At 61.0% G+C, this 18144-nt stretch carries 21 protein-coding genes; 20 read left to right on the top strand and 1 reads right to left on the bottom strand.

Translation table 11 applies throughout. The features are described 5' to 3' along the window. Positions 1 to 56: 56 nt before the first annotated feature. On the top strand, positions 57 to 596 hold the full coding sequence (locus P7A97_RS02835) for a glycine zipper 2TM domain-containing protein (protein WP_277688424.1): 540 nt from the start codon (positions 57 to 59) through the stop codon (positions 594 to 596). Between the two features lie 54 nt (positions 597 to 650). Here P7A97_RS02835 and suhB read toward each other — a convergent pair whose 3' ends face one another. Next, a complete protein-coding gene (gene suhB, locus P7A97_RS02840) occupies positions 651 to 1466 on the bottom strand; it encodes an inositol-phosphate phosphatase (protein WP_277688425.1) in 816 nt (271 codons plus the stop codon). A gap of 146 nt (positions 1467 to 1612) precedes the next feature. Here suhB and trmJ point away from each other — a divergent pair, with 146 nt between their 5' ends. The 19 genes from trmJ to der all read left to right on the top strand — a co-directional run bounded on the left by trmJ (position 1613) and on the right by der (position 18073). Next, positions 1613 to 2392 (top strand): tRNA (cytosine(32)/uridine(32)-2'-O)-methyltransferase TrmJ, encoded by a 780-nt coding sequence (gene trmJ / locus P7A97_RS02845; RefSeq protein WP_277688426.1) that lies wholly within the window; start codon positions 1613 to 1615, stop codon positions 2390 to 2392. Further along, on the top strand, positions 2385 to 3164 hold the full coding sequence (gene cysE / locus P7A97_RS02850; RefSeq protein WP_277688427.1) for a serine O-acetyltransferase: 780 nt from the start codon (positions 2385 to 2387) through the stop codon (positions 3162 to 3164). The genes trmJ and cysE overlap by 8 nt, the downstream gene beginning before the upstream one ends. 135 nt (positions 3165 to 3299) lie before the next feature. Continuing rightward, a complete protein-coding gene (gene iscR / locus P7A97_RS02855) occupies positions 3300 to 3791 on the top strand; it encodes a Fe-S cluster assembly transcriptional regulator IscR (protein WP_277688428.1) in 492 nt (163 codons plus the stop codon). Between the two features lie 31 nt (positions 3792 to 3822). Beyond that, positions 3823 to 5037: an IscS subfamily cysteine desulfurase gene (locus tag P7A97_RS02860; protein ID WP_277688429.1), complete on the top strand. Its 1215-nt coding sequence runs from the start codon at positions 3823 to 3825 to the stop codon at positions 5035 to 5037. A gap of 48 nt (positions 5038 to 5085) precedes the next feature. Next, positions 5086 to 5472, top strand: a complete 387-nt coding sequence (gene iscU, locus P7A97_RS02865; RefSeq protein ID WP_277688430.1) for a Fe-S cluster assembly scaffold IscU — start codon at positions 5086 to 5088, stop codon at positions 5470 to 5472. A gap of 16 nt (positions 5473 to 5488) precedes the next feature. Beyond that, on the top strand, positions 5489 to 5812 hold the full coding sequence (gene iscA / locus P7A97_RS02870) for an iron-sulfur cluster assembly protein IscA (protein ID WP_277688431.1): 324 nt from the start codon (positions 5489 to 5491) through the stop codon (positions 5810 to 5812). A 7-nt stretch (positions 5813 to 5819) separates the two neighbouring features. Beyond that, positions 5820 to 6341 carry a co-chaperone HscB gene (gene hscB / locus P7A97_RS02875; protein ID WP_277688432.1) on the top strand — a complete coding sequence of 174 codons (522 nt, stop codon included), beginning with the start codon at positions 5820 to 5822 and terminating at the stop codon, positions 6339 to 6341. A 42-nt stretch (positions 6342 to 6383) separates the two neighbouring features. Continuing rightward, positions 6384 to 8249 (top strand): Fe-S protein assembly chaperone HscA, encoded by a 1866-nt coding sequence (hscA, locus tag P7A97_RS02880; RefSeq protein ID WP_277688434.1) that lies wholly within the window; start codon positions 6384 to 6386, stop codon positions 8247 to 8249. A gap of 5 nt (positions 8250 to 8254) precedes the next feature. Then, a complete protein-coding gene (gene fdx, locus P7A97_RS02885) occupies positions 8255 to 8596 on the top strand; it encodes an ISC system 2Fe-2S type ferredoxin (protein WP_277688435.1) in 342 nt (113 codons plus the stop codon). A gap of 14 nt (positions 8597 to 8610) precedes the next feature. Further along, positions 8611 to 8811, top strand: a complete 201-nt coding sequence (gene iscX, locus P7A97_RS02890) for a Fe-S cluster assembly protein IscX (RefSeq protein WP_277688436.1) — start codon at positions 8611 to 8613, stop codon at positions 8809 to 8811. Between the two features lie 93 nt (positions 8812 to 8904). Beyond that, positions 8905 to 9336, top strand: a complete 432-nt coding sequence (gene ndk / locus P7A97_RS02895; RefSeq protein ID WP_043308688.1) for a nucleoside-diphosphate kinase — start codon at positions 8905 to 8907, stop codon at positions 9334 to 9336. Between the two features lie 24 nt (positions 9337 to 9360). Continuing rightward, entirely contained in the window at positions 9361 to 10503 is a 1143-nt protein-coding gene (gene rlmN, locus P7A97_RS02900; RefSeq protein WP_277688437.1) for a 23S rRNA (adenine(2503)-C(2))-methyltransferase RlmN, read from the top strand. Between the two features lie 14 nt (positions 10504 to 10517). Then, entirely contained in the window at positions 10518 to 11279 is a 762-nt protein-coding gene (pilW, locus tag P7A97_RS02905; protein WP_277688438.1) for a type IV pilus biogenesis/stability protein PilW, read from the top strand. After that, positions 11279 to 12271, top strand: coding sequence for a RodZ family helix-turn-helix domain-containing protein (locus tag P7A97_RS02910; RefSeq protein WP_277688439.1), 993 nt, complete (start codon positions 11279 to 11281; stop codon positions 12269 to 12271). The genes pilW and P7A97_RS02910 overlap by 1 nt, the downstream gene beginning before the upstream one ends. An 8-nt stretch (positions 12272 to 12279) precedes the next feature. After that, positions 12280 to 13392: a flavodoxin-dependent (E)-4-hydroxy-3-methylbut-2-enyl-diphosphate synthase gene (gene ispG, locus P7A97_RS02915; protein WP_277688440.1), complete on the top strand. Its 1113-nt coding sequence runs from the start codon at positions 12280 to 12282 to the stop codon at positions 13390 to 13392. A gap of 13 nt (positions 13393 to 13405) precedes the next feature. Beyond that, positions 13406 to 14692: a histidine--tRNA ligase gene (gene hisS, locus P7A97_RS02920; protein WP_277688441.1), complete on the top strand. Its 1287-nt coding sequence runs from the start codon at positions 13406 to 13408 to the stop codon at positions 14690 to 14692. 33 nt (positions 14693 to 14725) lie between these two features. Next, on the top strand, positions 14726 to 15361 hold the full coding sequence (locus P7A97_RS02925) for a tetratricopeptide repeat protein (RefSeq protein ID WP_277688442.1): 636 nt from the start codon (positions 14726 to 14728) through the stop codon (positions 15359 to 15361). After that, positions 15354 to 16505 carry an outer membrane protein assembly factor BamB gene (bamB, locus tag P7A97_RS02930; protein WP_277688741.1) on the top strand — a complete coding sequence of 384 codons (1152 nt, stop codon included), beginning with the start codon at positions 15354 to 15356 and terminating at the stop codon, positions 16503 to 16505. Before P7A97_RS02925 ends, bamB begins: the two co-directional genes overlap by 8 nt. Positions 16506 to 16573: 68 nt before the next feature. Next, positions 16574 to 18073 (top strand): ribosome biogenesis GTPase Der, encoded by a 1500-nt coding sequence (gene der, locus P7A97_RS02935; protein WP_277688443.1) that lies wholly within the window; start codon positions 16574 to 16576, stop codon positions 18071 to 18073. The last annotated feature ends 71 nt before the right edge of the window (positions 18074 to 18144 follow it).

The following is an 18144-nucleotide window of genomic DNA, read 5'->3' on the forward strand; positions in this document are numbered from 1 at the left end:
TTTCCAAGGCTGAGAGCAAGGGCGAAAAACGCTCGTTAAAGCCTGAGGAGGGCGAGATGAACAAGTCGATGATCGTGGGTGCGGTGCTGGGTGCGGTAGGTGTCACTGCCGGCGGTGCAGTCGCCACTTACAGCCTGGTCAGCGGCCCAAGCTATGCAGAAGTACTGGCCGTGCAGCCGGTCAAGGAAACCATCAAGACCCCGCGTGAGGTCTGTAAAGACGTCGCCGTTACACGTCAGGCTCCCGTCAAGGATCAGCATCAGATCGCCGGTACTGCCATTGGTGCAGTAGTGGGTGGCTTGCTCGGCAACCAGGTCGGTGGCGGCAGCGGTAAGAAGATTGCCACCGTGGCAGGTGCTGTCGGCGGTGGTTATGCCGGCAACAAGGTGCAGGAGGGTATGCAGGAGCGTGATACCTACACCACGACCGAGACCCGCTGCAGCACGGTTACGGATACGAGCGAGAAAGTGGTCGGCTATGACGTGAAGTATCAGCTGGACGGCAAGGTCGGGCAGGTGCGTATGGATCGTGATCCTGGCTCGCAGATTCCGGTCAACAAGGAGGGGCAGCTGGTGCTGACCCAGGCTGCTCAGTAGATTTTGCCAGCAATAAAAAAGCCGCCCTAGGGCGGCTTTTTTATTGGCTAGCGATCAGCGCTTCATTGAGGGGGCCAGATGCGGCTGGATGGCAGTCAGCACGGCCTTGAAGCATTTGGTGTTGCCGGCGACCACCTGGCCTTTCTCAAGGAATTCGTGACCGCCGCTGAAGTCGCTGATCAGGCCGCCAGCTTCCTGGATTAGCAGGGCGCCAGCAGCCATGTCCCATTCCGACAGGCCGAACTCCCAGAAGGCGTCATAGCGACCGGAGGCGACGTAGGCCAGGTCCAGGCTGGCGGCGCCGGCGCGGCGGATGCCGGCGGTCTGGCCGACCAGGCTGCGGAACATGCCCAGGTAGTTGTCGAGGTTGTCGACCTGCTCAGCGCGGAATGGGAAGCCGGTGCCCAGCAGTGCGCCGTCCAGGCTTTTGCGATTGCTGACGCGGATGCGGCGCCCATTGACGGCGGCGCCGCGGCCACGGCTGGCGGTGAACTCTTCCTGGCGTACTGGGTCGAGCACCACTGCGTGCTCCAGGCGACCACGGTATTTGCAGGCGATGCTCACGGCGAAGTGCGGTACGCCGCGAAGGAAGTTGGTGGTGCCGTCCAGCGGGTCAATGATCCACTGGTAGTCAGCGCCTTCGCCGCTGCCTTTGATGACGCCGCTCTCTTCACCGACGAAGCCGTGGTTCGGGTAGGCCTTCTGCAGCGCTTGGATGATGGTCTGTTCGGCGGCGCGGTCGACTTCGCTGACGTAGTCATTGGCATCTTTCTCGTTGACCGAGATGACGTCCAGGCGTTCGACGGAGCGGATGATCAGTTCGCCGGCACTGCGCGCAGCGCGCAGCGCGATATTCAGCATAGGCTGCATGGAAGGTTACCTGGGTCGTTAAAGAAGAAAGCCGAGCATTCTAGCAGACTAGCTTTTTCTACGCAGCCGGCATATTGCGGTGCATGGCATTGGGCTGTGGCCTTCTGTAACATCCATAGCCCTTTTGCATTATTGGCAGGGCGAGCGTGCTGCAGAATATTCGTGTGGTTCTGGTCAATACCAGTCATCCCGGCAACATAGGCGGCGCTGCGCGGGCCATGAAAAACATGGGGCTGTCGCGCCTGGTACTGGTCGATCCGCTGGACTTTCCCAGTGGTGAGGCGGTGGCGCGTGCTTCGGGCGCGACCGATATTCTCGACTCCGCCGTGGTTGTGAATACCTTGGAGGAAGCGTTGGTGGGTTGCAGCGTGGCGCTGGGCACCAGTGCGCGGGATCGTCGAATTCCCTGGCCGTTGCTCGATCCGCGTGAATGCGCAACGACTTCTCTGCAGCATGTGGAGCAGGGTGGTGAGGTGGCGCTGGTGTTCGGGCGTGAATATGCCGGCCTGACCAATGAAGAGCTGCAGCGCTGTCAGTTTCATGTGCATATTCCTTCAAATCCGGATTTCAGCTCGCTGAATCTGGCGGCTGCCGTGCAGGTTCTGGCCTATGAGGTGCGCATGGCTTGGCTGGCGATTCAAGGTCAGCCGACCAAGATGAGCAAGGTGGAAACCACCGCGATGCTGAATACGCAGCCAGTGACCACTGACGAACTGGAACTGTTCTATGGGCACCTTGAGACTACCTTGGTGGATATCGGTTTCCTTGATCCTGCCAAGCCGCGCCACTTGATGTCGCGCCTGCGCCGCCTCTATGGGCGCTCGGGTATCAGCAAGCTGGAAATGAACATCCTGCGCGGCATTCTCACGGAAACTCAGAAGGCGGCGCGTGGCGAGTCCCACAAGCGGAGAGAAGAAGATGTTTGAGCGTATGCGCGAGGATATCCAGAGCGTCTTCCATCGTGACCCTGCGGCGCGCAATGCTTTTGAGGTGGTGACCTGCTATCCCGGCTTGCATGCCGTGTGGCTGCATCGTGTTGCCCATGCCTTGTGGGGTGCAGGGTGGAAGTGGCTGGCGCGGGTGGTGTCGAATTTCGGTCGCTGGCTGACCGGTATCGAGATTCACCCAGGGGCCAAGATCGGTCGACGCTTCTTCATTGATCACGGCATGGGCATCGTTATCGGCGAGACGGCGGAAATTGGTGACGACGTGACGCTCTATCAGGGGGTCACCCTAGGTGGCACCAGCTGGAACAAGGGCAAGCGTCACCCGACGCTGGAGGATGGTGTGGTCGTGGGGGCGGGTGCCAAGGTGCTGGGCCCGTTCACTGTCGGTGCGGGAGCTAAAGTGGGCTCCAATGCGGTGGTGACCAAGGCGGTGCCGGCGGGTGCTACGGTGGTAGGGATTCCTGGTCGGATCATCGTCAAGAGCGATGATGAGCAAGAGGCCAAACGTCAGGCGATGGCTGAAAAGCTGGGTTTCGACGCCTATGGCGTTGGTCAGGACATGCCGGATCCGGTGGCGCGTGCCATTGGTCAGTTGCTTGATCACCTGCATGCCGTGGATGGGCGTCTGGAGGGTATGTGCTCGGCGCTCAAGGCTCTCGGTAGTGATTACTGTGCCAAGGATCTGCCGGAGCTGCGGGATGAAGACTTCGTCGGGGTCTGCAAGGAGCAAGGCGACAAGCCGGCTGCCTGACTCTGGCAGACTCTGCTATGATTCGCGCCCCGTGCTGCCGTTATACCTGACTGTTTTGATTGGTCTTATAGTTGACCTAAATAGTCGGAAAAGGCGATAATCGCAGCAACTCAGTTTCACCCGTGGTGCGAAACCATGCGTCTGACTACTAAAGGCCGTTACGCCGTGACTGCCATGCTCGATCTTGCGCTGCATGCTCAGAGTGGGCCGGTATCGCTAGCGGATATCTCCGAGCGGCAGGGTATTTCCCTGTCGTATCTGGAGCAGCTATTCGCCAAGTTGCGCCGCGGCAATCTGGTCAGCAGTGTGCGCGGTCCGGGTGGTGGTTATCAGCTGTCCCGTGACATGCGGGTAATTCAGGTGGCTCAGGTGATCGATGCGGTCAATGAGTCGGTCGATGCAACCCGCTGCCAGGGCATGGGTGATTGTCACTCAGGAGACACCTGTCTGACACACCACCTATGGTGCGACCTCAGTCAACAGATTCACGAGTTTCTCAGCGGCATCAGTCTGGCTGATCTGGTAACCCGGCGCGAGGTGCAGGAAGTCGCACTGCGTCAGGATCAGCGCCGCCGCAGCGGCATGATGCCGCAGCTGGACAAGATAGAAGCGTCCGCCATCGAGTGAGCAGGGCGCCTGCCTGAATAGGAGATACCTGATGAGATTGCCGATTTACCTTGATTACTCCGCCACCACTCCGGTCGACCCGCGTGTGGCGCAGAAAATGAGCGAATGCCTGCTGGTGGATGGCAACTTCGGAAATCCGGCGTCGCGCTCCCATGCTTTCGGCTGGAAGGCTGAAGAGTCCGTAGAAAATGCACGCCGTCAGGTCGCTGAGCTGGTCAATGCCGATCCGCGCGAGATCGTCTGGACTTCCGGCGCCACCGAGTCCGACAACCTGGCCATCAAGGGTGTTGCGCATTTTTATGGCAGCAAGGGCAAGCACATCATCACGTCGAAGATCGAGCACAAGGCGGTTCTGGATACTACCCGTCAGCTGGAGCGCGAAGGTTTCGAAGTGACCTATATCGAGCCGGGCGAGGATGGCATCGTCACGCCCGCTATGGTTGAGGCGGCCCTGCGTGAGGACACCATTCTGGTGTCGATCATGCACGTCAATAACGAGATTGGCACCATCAACGACATCGCTGCCATTGGCGAGCTGACCCGCTCGCGCGGCATTCTGTTCCATGTCGATGCGGCGCAGTCCACCGGTAAGGTTGCGATCGATCTGGAGACCATGAAGGTCGACCTGATGTCCTTCTCTGCCCACAAGACCTACGGTCCGAAAGGCATTGGTGCGCTTTATGTGCGCCGCAAGCCGCGCGTCCGTCTCGAGGCGATGATCCATGGCGGTGGTCATGAGCGCGGTATGCGCTCCGGCACCCTGGCGACCCACCAGATCGTCGGTATGGGTGAGGCTTTCCGCATCGCCAAGGAAGAAATGGTTCAGGAAAATCAGCGCATCCTGGCCCTGCGTGACCGTTTCTATAAGCAGGTCGAGGGCATGGAAGAACTGTACATCAATGGCAGCATGACCCAGCGTGTGCCGCACAACCTGAACCTGAGCTTCAACTATGTCGAAGGCGAGTCCTTGATCATGGCGCTCAAGGATCTGGCGGTGTCTTCCGGTTCCGCCTGTACTTCCGCCTCCCTGGAGCCCTCCTACGTGCTGCGTGCGCTGGGGCGCAACGACGAGCTCGCGCATAGCTCGATTCGCTTCACCTTCGGCCGTTTTACTACCGAAGAAGAAATCGACTACGCCGCCAGCAAGGTGGCCGGTGCGGTGAACAAGCTGCGTGAGCTGTCGCCGCTGTGGGATATGTTCAAAGAGGGTGTCGATCTGTCCAAGGTCGAATGGCAGGCACACTGAGTTTGTAGTCGCCTGCAGAGCGGCACCTGATGAGAGAGGAATTACACCATGTCGTACAGTGATAAGGTCATCGACCACTACGAGAATCCGCGCAACGTCGGCAAGATGGATGCGGCGGATCCTGATGTCGGCACCGGTATGGTTGGTGCTCCGGCCTGCGGCGACGTCATGCGCCTGCAGATCAAGGTCAATGAGCAGGGCGTGATCGAAGATGCCAAGTTCAAGACCTATGGCTGCGGCTCGGCCATCGCCTCCAGCTCCCTCGCCACCGAGTGGATGAAGGGCAAGACTCTGGACGAAGCCGAAACCATCAAGAATACCCAGCTGGCCGAAGAGCTGGCCTTGCCGCCGGTGAAAATTCACTGCTCTGTGCTCGCCGAAGATGCCATCAAGGCTGCCGTGCGTGATTACAAGCAGAAGAAAGGCCTGCTCTAAGCCTTAAGGAGTTGCTATGGCCATTACCATGACCGAAGCTGCCGCTCGCCATGTGCAGCGCTCCCTCGAAGGGCGCGGCAAGGGTGAGGGTATTCGCCTGGGTGTGCGCACTACGGGGTGTTCCGGCTTGGCCTATGTGCTGGAGTTCGTCGACGAACTGGCGGCTGAAGATCAGGTATTCGAAAGCCATGGCGTGAAGGTCATCATCGACCCGAAGAGCCTGGTTTACCTCGATGGCACCGAGTTGGACTTCACCAAGGAAGGCCTCAATGAGGGCTTCAAGTTCAACAACCCCAACGTGCGTGGCGAATGCGGCTGCGGCGAGAGCTTCAACGTCTGAGGCTTGCGTGGGTAGTCCCTGTCATTTCGCCCTGTTCGATCTGAAGCCGGATTTTTGCCTGGATCTGGCTCAGCTGTCTGCGCGCTATCGTGAGCTGGCCAAGGCTGTGCATCCGGACCGTTTCGCTGATGCTGGTGAGCGTGAGCAGCGCCTGGCGCTGGAGCGGTCGGCAAGCCTCAATGATGCCTATCAGACGCTCAAGAGTGCTCCGCGGCGGGCGCTTTATCTTCTGGCACTGCGTGGCCGAGAGTTGCCGCTCGAGGTGACGGTGCAGGATCCCGATTTCCTGCTCCAGCAAATGCAGTGGAGGGAGGAGCTGGAAGATCTGCAGGACGATGCTGATCTTTCCGGCGTTTCTGCGTTCAAGAAGCGACTCAAGCTGGCTCAGGATGAGCTGGACCAGGCTTTCGCTGCCTGCTGGGATGACGCTGCCCGGCGCGCCGAGGCTGAGCGCCTGGTTCGCCGCATGCAATTCCTCGATAAGCTGGCTCATGAAGTGCGCGCTCTGGAAGAGCGCCTCGACGATTAACCCGGCGCAGCTTCGCGTTGCGCGCCTGACATTCAGAGCACCATGGCCCTATTGCAGATCGCCGAGCCCGGGCAGAGCCCGCAACCCCACCAGCGCCGTTTGGCCGTGGGTATCGACCTTGGCACCACCAATTCGCTGGTCGCTGCCGTGCGCAGTGGTCTTTCCGAGCCGCTGGCTGATGCTGCTGGGCAGGTGATTCTGCCGTCCGTGGTGCGTTATCACGCAGATCGTGTCGAGATCGGTCTGTCGGCCAAGGCGGCTGCCGCCCAGGATCCGCTGAATACCGTCTCGTCCGTCAAGCGTCTGATGGGGCGCGGCCTGTCCGATGTCAAGCAGCTCGGCGAGCAGTTGCCCTACCGCTTCGCCGAAGGCGAATCACACATGCCGTTCATCGAGACGGTGCAGGGGGCGAAGAGCCCGGTTGAGGTGTCGGCGGACATCCTGCGTGAGCTGCGCCTGCGCGCCGAGGGCGTGCTGGGTGGCGAGCTGGTCGGGGCGGTGATCACGGTGCCGGCCTATTTCGATGATGCCCAGCGCCAGGCGACCAAGGATGCTGCCCGCTTGGCCGGGCTCAGTGTGCTGCGCTTACTCAATGAGCCTACGGCCGCCGCCGTGGCTTACGGTCTGGATAAAGGCGCCGAAGGTGTCGTGGCTATCTACGACCTGGGCGGCGGTACATTCGATATTTCCATCCTGCGTCTGAGTCGGGGTGTGTTTGAGGTGTTGGCTACCGGCGGCGATAGCGCCTTGGGCGGTGATGATTTCGATCATGCCATTGCCGGTTGGATTATCGAGCAGGCCGGGCTTTCCAGTGACCTGGATCCTGCGGCTCAGCGTAGTCTGTTGCAGGCTGCCTGTGTGGCCAAGGAAGCGTTGACCGCTGGCGATGAGGTGCAGGTTGTTTATGGCGGCTGGTCCGGGCGGCTGACGCGCGGCCACTTCGAGTCGCTGATCGAGCCGATGATTGCGCGTAGCCTCAAGGCCTGCCGTCGTGCGGTGCGCGACGCCGATATCGAGCTCGACGAGGTCGAGGCGGTGGTTATGGTGGGTGGTTCAACCCGGGTGCCGCGTGTGCGTCAGGCGGTTGCCGAGCTGTTCGGGCGTGAGCCTTTGACTGATATCGATCCCGATCAGGTGGTTGCCATTGGCGCCGCTATTCAGGCCGATACGCTGGCCGGCAATCAGCGCGGCGATGGAGAAGAGCTGCTGCTGCTCGATGTGATTCCGTTGTCCCTGGGTTTGGAAACCATGGGCGGCCTGATGGAGAAGATCATTCCGCGCAACACCACTATTCCGGTGGCGCGTGCGCAGGATTTCACCACCTATCGTGATGGCCAGACGGCCCTTGCCGTGCATGTGCTGCAAGGTGAGCGTGAGCTGATCAAGGATTGCCGTTCGCTGGCGCGCTTTGAGCTGCGTGGCATTCCGCCCATGGTTGCTGGGGCGGCGAAGATTCGCGTGACCTTCCAGGTCGATGCCGATGGCTTGCTCAGTGTTGCGGCGCGTGAGCTGGGTTCGGGTGTCGAGGCCAGTATTCAGGTCAAGCCGTCCTACGGCCTGACTGATGGCGAGATTGCCCGCATGCTGCAGGACTCCTTCAGCAATGCAGGGGGTGACAAGGCGGCGCGCGCGCTGCGTGAGCAGCAGGTCGAGGCCGAGCGCCTGCTTGAGGCTGTGCAGTCCGCGCTGGATGTTGATGGCGAGCGTCTGCTGGATAGTGATGAGCGGCTTGCAATCCAGGTCGCCATGGATGAGCTGCGCAGCCTGGTCGCGGGCGATGACAGTCATGCCATCGAGCAGCAGACCAAGCGCCTGGCCCAGATTACCGATGCCTTCGCCGCGCGGCGGATGGATGCCAGCGTCAAGGCGGCCCTGTCCGGGCGTCGACTCAACGAACTCGAGGAATAAGCGCAATGCCGCAGGTCATTTTTCTGCCTCACGAGAAGTTCTGTCCCGAGGGCATGGTCGTCGAGGCTGAGCCAGGTACATCCATTCTTGAGCTTGCCCATGAGCACCACATCGAAATGGAGAGTGCTTGCGGTGGTGTGTGTGCGTGCACGACCTGCCACTGCATCATTCGCGAGGGCTTCGACTCGCTGGAAGAAGCGGACGAATTGGAGGAGGACTTCCTCGACCGGGCCTGGGGGCTGGAGGCGCAGTCGCGCCTGGCTTGTCAGGCTATCGTCGGTACTGAAGATCTGACCGTCGAAATTCCCAAGTACTCGCTCAACCACGCCGCTGAAGCGCCGCACTGACTCGAGGAGCTGTCATGAGCCTGAAATGGACTGATGTGCTGGATATCGCCATCGAGTTGGCGGACAGCAAGCCGGATGTCGATCCACGTTACGTCAACTTCGTCGATCTTCATCGCTGGGTACTGGACTTGCCGGATTTCTCCGACGATCCACAGCGCGGCGGCGAGAAGGTGCTGGAGGCCATCCAGGCCGCCTGGATCGAAGAGCTCGACTGAGCTGCGGCGCCCTCGGGCGCCACCCTACGCAATTCCCCCTAACCCGCGTATAATTCGCGGGTTTAATTTTTCGCTTTAACTCTGGAGCTTCACATGGCTGTTCAACGCACTTTCTCCATCATCAAGCCCGATGCCGTTGCCAAGAACGTAATCGGTGAAATCACCACCCGTTTCGAGAAGGCCGGCCTGCGCGTCGTCGCTTCCAAGATGGTTCAGCTGTCCGAACGCGAAGCTGCTGGCTTCTATGCCGAGCACAGCGAGCGCGGCTTCTTCAAGGACCTGGTTGCCTTCATGACCTCCGGTCCGGTCATCGTCCAGGTACTGGAAGGCGAAGACGCCGTCCTGAAGAACCGTGAGCTGATGGGCGCCACCAACCCGAAAGAAGCTGCTGCCGGCACCATCCGCGCCGATTTCGCCGTTTCCATCGACGAGAACGCCGTACACGGTTCCGACTCCGAGGCTTCCGCCGCTCGCGAGATCGCGTACTTCTTCTCCGCCACCGAGGTGTGCGCTCGCATTCGCTAAACGCGAACCGGCGAGGGTGAATCCATGACTGATGTAGCCAAGACCAACCTGCTGGGGTTGACCCAGCCTGAAATGGAAAGCTTCTTCGAGAGCATCGGGGAAAAGCGTTTCCGTGCCGGTCAGGTCATGAAGTGGATTCACCACTTTGGCGTAGAGGATTTCGACGCCATGAGCAATCTCGGCAAGGCTCTGCGCGAAAAGCTCAGTGCCTGCGCCGAGATTCGCGGTCCCGAGATCGTCAGCCAGGATATCTCCAGCGATGGCACCCGCAAGTGGGTGGTGCGCGTGGCGTCCGGTAGCTGCGTCGAGACCGTATATATCCCGCAAGGCGGCCGTGGCACCCTCTGTGTGTCCTCGCAGGCCGGCTGTGCGCTGGATTGCAGTTTCTGTTCCACCGGCAAGCAGGGCTTCAACAGCGACCTGACTGCCGCGGAAATTATCGGCCAGGTGTGGATCGCCAATAAGTCCTTCGGCACCGTACCAGCCAAGATCGACCGTGCCATTACCAACGTGGTGATGATGGGCATGGGCGAGCCCCTGCTGAATTTCGACAATGTCGTACCCGCCATGCAGATCATGATGGATGATCTGGGCTATGGCATTTCCAAGCGTAAGGTGACTCTGTCCACCTCCGGCGTGGTGCCCATGATCGACAAGCTGGCGACCGTTACCGACGTGTCCCTGGCCCTGTCGCTGCACGCACCGAACGACGAGCTGCGCAACCAACTGGTGCCGCTCAACAAGAAGTATCCTCTGGACGTGCTGCTGGCTTCCTGCCGCCGTTATATCGAGGGTTTGGGCGAGAAACGCTTCCTGACCGTCGAGTACACGCTGCTCAAGGACGTCAACGACCAGCCCGAACATGCTGCGCAGATGATCGCACTTCTCAAGGATTTTCCTTGCAAGATCAATCTGATTCCGTTTAATCCCTTCCCCTTCTCCGGTTACGAACGGCCGAGCAACAACGCTATCCGTCGCTTCCAGGATCTGTTGCACAAGGCTGGTTTCAACGTCACCGTACGCACCACGCGTGGTGACGATATCGATGCCGCCTGCGGGCAGCTGGTCGGCCAGGTGCAAGATCGCACTCGGCGTAGCGAGCGTTACATTGCGGTGCGCCAGTTGGGTAGCGAGGCTGTAGAACCTCGCGAAAATAATCGAAATTGAAGGGGAGGGGCTCCATGACTTTGCGCGCTGCGCTTTACCTATTCGTTGTCTGCCTGCTGGCGGGATGTGTCCGGACCGGAGGTCCACAAAATCCCATGGATACCGAAGAGGGGCGCAATAATGCACGCGATGCCTACATCCAACTGGGTATCGGTCATCTGCGGCAAGGCTCTACCGAGAAGGCCAAGGAGCCCTTGCGCAAAGCCCTGGAGATTGATTCGTCGAGTGCTGAGGCCTATGCCGCGCTGGCGCTGGTTTATCAGTATGAGCTTGAACCCAAGCTGGCCGATGAGAACTATCGCAAGGCGATTGCGCTGAGCAAGGGCGATGCACGCCTGTTGAATAACTATGGCGGCTTTCTCTTCGAACAAAAGCGCTATCCCGAGGCCTATGCCCAATACAGTAACGCGGCCGAGGATACTCTCTATGGCGAGCGCTCCCGGGTTTTCGAAAACCTTGGCCTGACGGCTTTGCAGCTGGGTAAGCCGGATGAGGCCAAGCAGCATTTTCAGAAAGCTTTGCGCTTGAATAGCCAGCGTCCGACTTCGTTGCTGCAGATGGGGCTGTTGTCCTATCAGGATAAGGACTACGTAGCAGCACGCAGCTATTACGCAGGTTTCAGCCAGCAGTCCAGGCAGACCCCGCAAAGCCTGCTGTTGGGTATTCGCCTGGCCAAGGTATTCGGTGATCCTGATCAGGCCGCCAGTCTCGGCCTACAGCTCAAACGTCTCTATCCGGGCACTCCGGAATATCAGCAATACCTGGCGGAGCAGTGATGAAGAGTTCGCATCCTGAAGTAGCGACAGCGCATCGGGTCAATCCTGGTGAGACGCTGCGCAAGGTACGCGAAGACCGCAACCTGGCGCTGGGCGATGTTGCCGCACAGTTGAACCTCACCCCGAGCGCCCTGCGTCACCTGGAGGCGGGCGACTTTGATCAGCTTCCAGGGCACACCTTTGCTCGTGGTTATGTGCGCTCCTATGCCAAGCTGATGGGCCTGGACCCCGCTCAGTTGGTCGACGAATTCGATCAGTTCACGGGCACCAATGCCGGTGGCAGCAGCGTGTCCAGTTTGTCGCGTATTGAAGAGCCCGCGCGGGTTTCGCAAGGCATTCTGAAGTTTTTCAGCATCGTTGCCTTGTTGGCGCTTGGGGCGGCCGGCTTTTTCTGGTGGCAGGATCAGGGCAAGCGTCTGGAAGCGAGTAACGCAGCCCCCGCGCATGTCGAAGTGGAGGCGGCTGACGGTACGGTGGAGATTCACACCTTTACCGAGCCGGAAGATCAGGCCGTGGCTGACGCTCAGGCTGAGGAGCCGGCCCTGTCTGCAACGGATGCGCCGGCGCTGGTTGAGTCTCCGGCTCCAAGCTCCGATGAGGCACCTGTCGTCGAGCCAGAGACAAACCCCGCACCAGCCCCAGAGTCTGCAGCAGTGCCTGCTGTACCTGTCGAAGCGCCTGTTGAACAGCTCGCGGAAGCGACACAGCCTTCTTCCGCTCCGGAAGCCACGGCGGTGGCAGCTGCAGCGGGTGAGGCACTGGTCAATCTGCAATTTACGGCTGATTGCTGGACGCAGCTGACGGATGCTGATGGCAAGGTGCTGCTCAGTGCCCTGAAGCGTCGTGGCGACAGCGTCGAACTGGTCGGCAAGGCTCCGCTGGAACTGCGCCTGGGCTATGCCCGTGGTGCTGTGGTGCTGGTCAATGGCCAGGCGGTCGACGTGGCGCCTTTCATTCACGGTGAAACCGCTCGCCTCAAACTGGGGCAGTGAGTCAGAACATGCATTGCGAATCTCCCATCAAGCGTCGTCCATCTCGCAAAATCTGGGTCGGTAATGTAGCGGTCGGCGGCGATGCGCCCATTGCGGTGCAGAGCATGACCAACACCGAGACCTGTGATGTCGACGCCACGGTCGGCCAGATCCAGCGTCTGGAGGCGGCGGGCGCCGACATCGTGCGCGTCTCCGTGCCTTCCATGGAGGCGGCCGAGGCGTTTGGCCTGATCAAGCAGCGGGTCAATCTGCCGCTGGTGGCCGACATCCATTTCGATTACCAGATTGCCCTGCGCGTGGCCGAGCTGGGTGTCGATTGCCTGCGGATCAATCCGGGCAATATCGGTCGCGAAGACCGTGTTAAGGCCGTGGTCGAGGCTGCTCGCGACAAAGGCATTCCGATCCGTATCGGCGTGAATGCCGGCTCGTTGGAAAAAGACCTGCAGAAAAAGTACGGCGAGCCCACGCCCGAGGCGCTGGTGGAATCTGCACTGCGCCATGTCGAGCATCTGGACCGTCTGAACTTCCCGGACTTCAAGGTCAGCGTGAAGGCCTCCGATGTGTTCATGGCCGTCGAGGCCTACCGACTGCTGGCCAAGCAGATCGAACAGCCGCTGCACCTGGGCATCACCGAGGCCGGTGGCCTGCGTTCCGGCACCGTGAAATCGGCGGTTGGCCTGGGCATGCTGCTGGCCGAGGGCATCGGCGACACCATCCGCATCTCGCTGGCGGCCGATCCGGTGGAGGAGATCAAGGTCGGTTTCGATATCCTCAAGTCACTGCGCTTGCGTTCGCGCGGCATCAACTTCATCGCCTGCCCGAGCTGCTCGCGGCAGAATTTCGATGTGGTCAAGACCATGAATGAGCTGGAGCAGCGGGTCGAGGATCTGCTGGTGCCGCTCGACGTTGCCGTGATCGGCTGCGTGGTCAATGGGCCAGGTGAAGCCAAGGAGGCGCATATCGGCCTTACCGGTGGCACCCCGAACAATCTGGTCTATATCGATGGCGCTCCGGCCTCGAAACTGACCAATGACAACCTGGTGGATGAGCTGGAGAAGCTGATCCGTCGCAAGGCGGCCGAGAAGGTCGAGGCCGACGCGGCAGTCATCGCCCGCGGCTGATAAAGGAAGATTCGTGAGCAAGTCCCTGCAAGCCATTCGTGGCATGAATGACATCCTGCCAGCGCAGACCCCTGCCTGGCGTTACCTGGAAGGCACCCTGGCCGAGCTGCTAGATGGCTACGGTTACCAGGAGATTCGTCTGCCCATCCTCGAGTTCACCGAGCTGTTCGCCCGTGGTATCGGCGAAGGCACCGATGTGGTGGACAAGGAGATGTATACCTTCCTCGACCGTAACGCCGAGTCTCTGACCCTGCGTCCGGAAGGCACTGCGGGCTGCGTGCGTGCCGTGCTCGAACACGGCCTGTCCGGCGGTGGCCAGGTGCAGAAGCTGTGGTACGCCGGCCCCATGTTCCGTTACGAGAAACCGCAGAAAGGGCGTTATCGCCAGTTTCACCAGATTGGCGTAGAAGCGTTCAATCTGCCGGGTCCGGATGTTGATGCCGAGCTGATCGTGCTGACCTGGCGTCTGTGGCAGAAGCTTGGTCTGGCCGATGCGGTGACCCTGCAGCTCAACAGCCTGGGCTCCAGCGAGGCGCGCGCGGCCTACCGTGATGCGCTGGTGGCTTACCTGAGCGAGCGTTTCGAGCAGCTCGACGAGGATAGTCAGCGCCGACTGACCACCAATCCGCTGCGTATCCTCGACAGTAAGAATGCCCAGACCCAGGCGCTGCTGGTCGGTGCGCCGACCCTGGCCGACTACCTCGACGAGGAGTCGCGTCTGCACTTCGAAGGCGTCAAGGCGCGCCTGGATGCAGTGGGCATCCGCTACGAGATCAACCACAAGCTGGTCCGTGGTCTCGACTACTACAACCGCACCGTGTTCGAGTGGGTCACCGACAAGCTCGGCGCCCAGGGCACCGTCTGCGCCGGCGGCCGCTACGATGGTCTGGTCACCCAGTTGGGCGGCAAGGCCACGCCTGGCGTCGGTTTTGCCATGGGCGTCGAGCGTCTGGTACTGCTGCTCGAAACCCTGGAGCTGCTGCCGGCCGAGCTAAATGCTCCTGCTGACCTTTACCTGTGCGCTTTTGGCGAAGCGGCCGAGCTGGCTGGCCTCGGTTTGGCCGAGCGTCTGCGCGATGCCTTTCCCGGCCTGCGTCTGCTGGTCAACAGCGGCGGCGGCAGCTTCAAGAGCCAGTTCAAGAAAGCCGACAAGAGCGGCGCTCGTTACGCCCTGATTCTGGGTGAGGACGAACTGGCTGCCCGCGTGGTAGGTTGCAAACCCCTGCGTGACGACACGCAGCAACAGAACATTGCCTGGGATGCGCTAGCCGCGCATCTCGCCGCCTGCCTGCAGGCCTGAGAACACAGCGAATAGGAGTCCATTGGGGTGAGCATGACCGAAGAAGAACAGATTGCGCAGATCAAGGACTGGTGGCAGCGCAACGGCAAGCCCCTGCTCACTGGCGGCGCGTTGGCGCTGGCACTGGTATTCGGCTGGCAGGCCTGGCAGCAGTATCAGAGCAACCAGGCGCAGAGCGCATCGGCGCTGTACCAGCAGTTGCTGGAAACCAGCCTGACGTCTTCTGGCGAGCCGGATATCGGTAAGGTCACCGAGCTGGCCAACAAGCTCAAGAGCGAATACAGCGGCAGTCATTATGCCCAGTACGCCAGCCTCTTCGTCGCCAAGCTGGCCGTCGAGAGCGACAAGCTGGATGACGCGGTTGCCGAACTCAAGCCGCTGGTGGACAAGCCGGCCGGCGCGACCGTAGGCGAGCTGGCGCGTCAGCGCCTGGCTCGCGTACTGGCTGCACAGGGCAAGGCCGAAGAAGGCCTGAAACTGCTGGACGGTGAGGCGGACAAGGCCTGGCAGGCCAGCCGTGAAGAGCTCAAGGGCGACTTGCTGGTGCAACTCGGCCGTAGTGATGAAGCTCATGCGGCCTACCTGAAGGCCAAGGAGTCCCTCGCCGAGGATGCCGCGGTGGGTGGCCTGCAGATGAAACTCGATGACCTGGCTAAAGGGGATGCCTGACGTGATGCGTTGGAAGAATGCCGCAGTGCTGGCCCTGGCCGTGATGGCCGTGGGTTGCAGCAGCAATAGCAAGAAGGAACTGCCGCCAGCCGAACTCCCTGATATCCAGGAAGAAGTCCGTCTTGATGCCCAGTGGAGCGTATCCGTGGGCGATGGGCAGGGTGAACTGTACAACCTGTTGACTCCCGCTGCCGATGGTGAGCGCCTGTTTGCCGCCTCTGCCGACGGTGAAGTCGTGGCTTTGGATCGTCTGACCGGTGACAAATTCTGGGAAGTCGAACTCGATCTGCCGATTTCCGGTGGCGTTGGCGCTGGTTATGGTCTGGTCATGGTCGGAACCCTCAAGGGTGAGGTCATCGCCCTGGATGCCAGCAGCGGTGAAGAGAAGTGGCGTGCCCGCGTGACCAGCGAAGTACTGTCTGCTCCGGCCACCAATGGTGACGTCGTGGTGGTGCAGACTCAGGATGACCGCCTGATCGCTTTCGATGCCAGCACCGGCAACCAGCGCTGGATCTATGAAAACAGCCCGGCCGTGCTGACCCTGCGTGGCACCAGCAGTCCGGTGATGACCAATCGTCTGGTCATGGCTGGCCTGTCCACCGGCAAGGTGCTGGCGCTGGATGCCAGTCGTGGTATCCCGGTGTGGGAGCAGCGTGTGGCCATCCCGCAAGGCCGTTCCGAACTGGAGCGTGTGGTTGATATCGATGGCAACCTGCTGCTCTCCGGCGGCACCCTGTATGTGGTGACCTATCAGGGCAAAGTGGCCGCCATCGACGTCGACAGCGGGCGTCCGCTGTGGAATCGCGATGCCTCCAGCTACAGCGGCCTGGCCCAGGGCTTCGGCAGTGTCTATGTGAGTCAGTCCGCCGGTGCCGTGGAAGGTGTCGACGAGCGCTCCAACTCGGCGCTGTGGAACAACGATGCCCTGGCGCGTCGCCAGCTGTCGGCCCCCGAAGTGTTCTCCAGCTATGTGGCCGTGGGTGACTTCGAAGGCTACCTGCACCTGCTGAGCCAAGTGGATGGCCACTTCGTCGGTCGCGAGAAGATCGACGGTGATGGCGTGCGTGCCCGCCCGCTGGTGATTGGCGACTGGATTTATGTTTACGGCAACAGCGGCAAGCTGGTCGGCCTGACCATCCGCTAAGCTGTTGAGCAATGTCCGGCCGCTGCCGTTCTACGGCAGCGGCCTTTGTGTTTTCTGAGGAGGAGCCAATGGTTCCGGTTATCGCCCTGGTGGGCCGCCCTAATGTCGGTAAGTCGACGCTGTTCAACCGTCTGACCAAGACCCGTGACGCTATCGTCGCCGAATACGCGGGGCTGACCCGTGATCGCCAGTACGGCGAGGCCAAGTGGCAGGGGCGCACCTACATCGTCATCGATACCGGCGGCATCTCCGGCGACGAGGAAGGCATCGATGCGAAGATGGCCGAGCAGTCACTGCAGGCCATTGAAGAAGCCGATGCCGTGCTGTTCATGGTCGACTCGCGCGCCGGCATGACCGCCTCCGATCAGATGATCGCCGAGCACCTGCGCAAGCGAAACAAGCGCAGCTTCCTGATCGCCAACAAGGTCGATACCGTCGACCCGGACATCGCCCGCGCCGAGTTCAGCCCGTTGGGCCTGGGGGATGCCCTGCCGATCGCCGCCGCTCACGGCCGTGGTATCAGCCAGATGCTGGAAGCCGCGCTGGGCATTTTCCCGCGTGACGATGGCGAGCCCGAGCCGGTTGAAGGCGAGGAGGGCGCGGAAGCCCCGACTGAGGAAGTGGTTGCCGAAGGCCAGGAAGCCAAGCGCATTCCCGGCCCGAGCGAGAAGGACGGTATCAAGATCGCCATCATCGGCCGCCCCAATGTCGGCAAGTCGACCCTGGTCAACCGCATGCTCGGTGAGGAGCGGGTGATCGTCTATGACCAGGCCGGCACCACCCGTGACAGCATCTATATCCCCTTCGAGCGCGACGAAGAGAAGTACACCCTGATCGACACTGCCGGTGTGCGCCGTCGCGGCAAGATCTTCGAGGCCGTCGAGAAGTTCTCGGTGGTCAAGACCCTGCAGGCCATCCAGGACGCTAACGTGGTGATCTTCGTGATGGACGCCCGCGAGGGTGTAGTCGAGCACGACCTCAACCTGCTCGGTTTCGTGCTGGAAACCGGTCGCGCGCTGGTCATCGCCCTGAACAAATGGGACGGCATGGAGCAGGGCGAGAAGGACTACGTGAAGACCGAGCTGGAGCGCCGGCTGATGTTCGTCGACTGGGCGGACATCCACTTCATTTCCGCCAAGCACGGCACCGGCGTCGGCCACCTGTACAAGTCGGTACAGACCGCGTTCAAGGCCGCCGTCACCCGCTGGCCGACCAACCGCCTGACGCAGATCCTTGAAGACTGCGTGCAGGAGCACCAGCCGCCGACCGTCAACGGCCGTCGCATCAAGCTGCGTTATGCCCACCTCGGTGGCGCCAACCCGCCGCTGATCGTGATCCACGGCAACCAGGTCGACTCGGTGCCGAAGACCTACACGCGCTACCTGGAGAACACCTACCGGCGTGTGCTCAAGCTGGTCGGTACGCCGATCCGCATCGAGTACAAGGGCGGCGAGAACCCCTACGAGGGCAAGAAGAACAAGCTCACCGAGCGCCAGGTCAACCGCAAGAAGCGCCTGATGAGCCACCACAAAAAGGCCGAGAAGAAGCGCAAGGACAAGAAGCGCTGAGTTCTCCGGCGATCCACGCGAAAGGCGCAGCGGCTTCGGTTTCTGCGCCTTTTTCATTGGCGCCGCTGCTG

This window comes from Pseudomonas sp. GOM6, assembly GCF_029537485.1.
Classification (GTDB): domain Bacteria; phylum Pseudomonadota; class Gammaproteobacteria; order Pseudomonadales; family Pseudomonadaceae; genus Aquipseudomonas.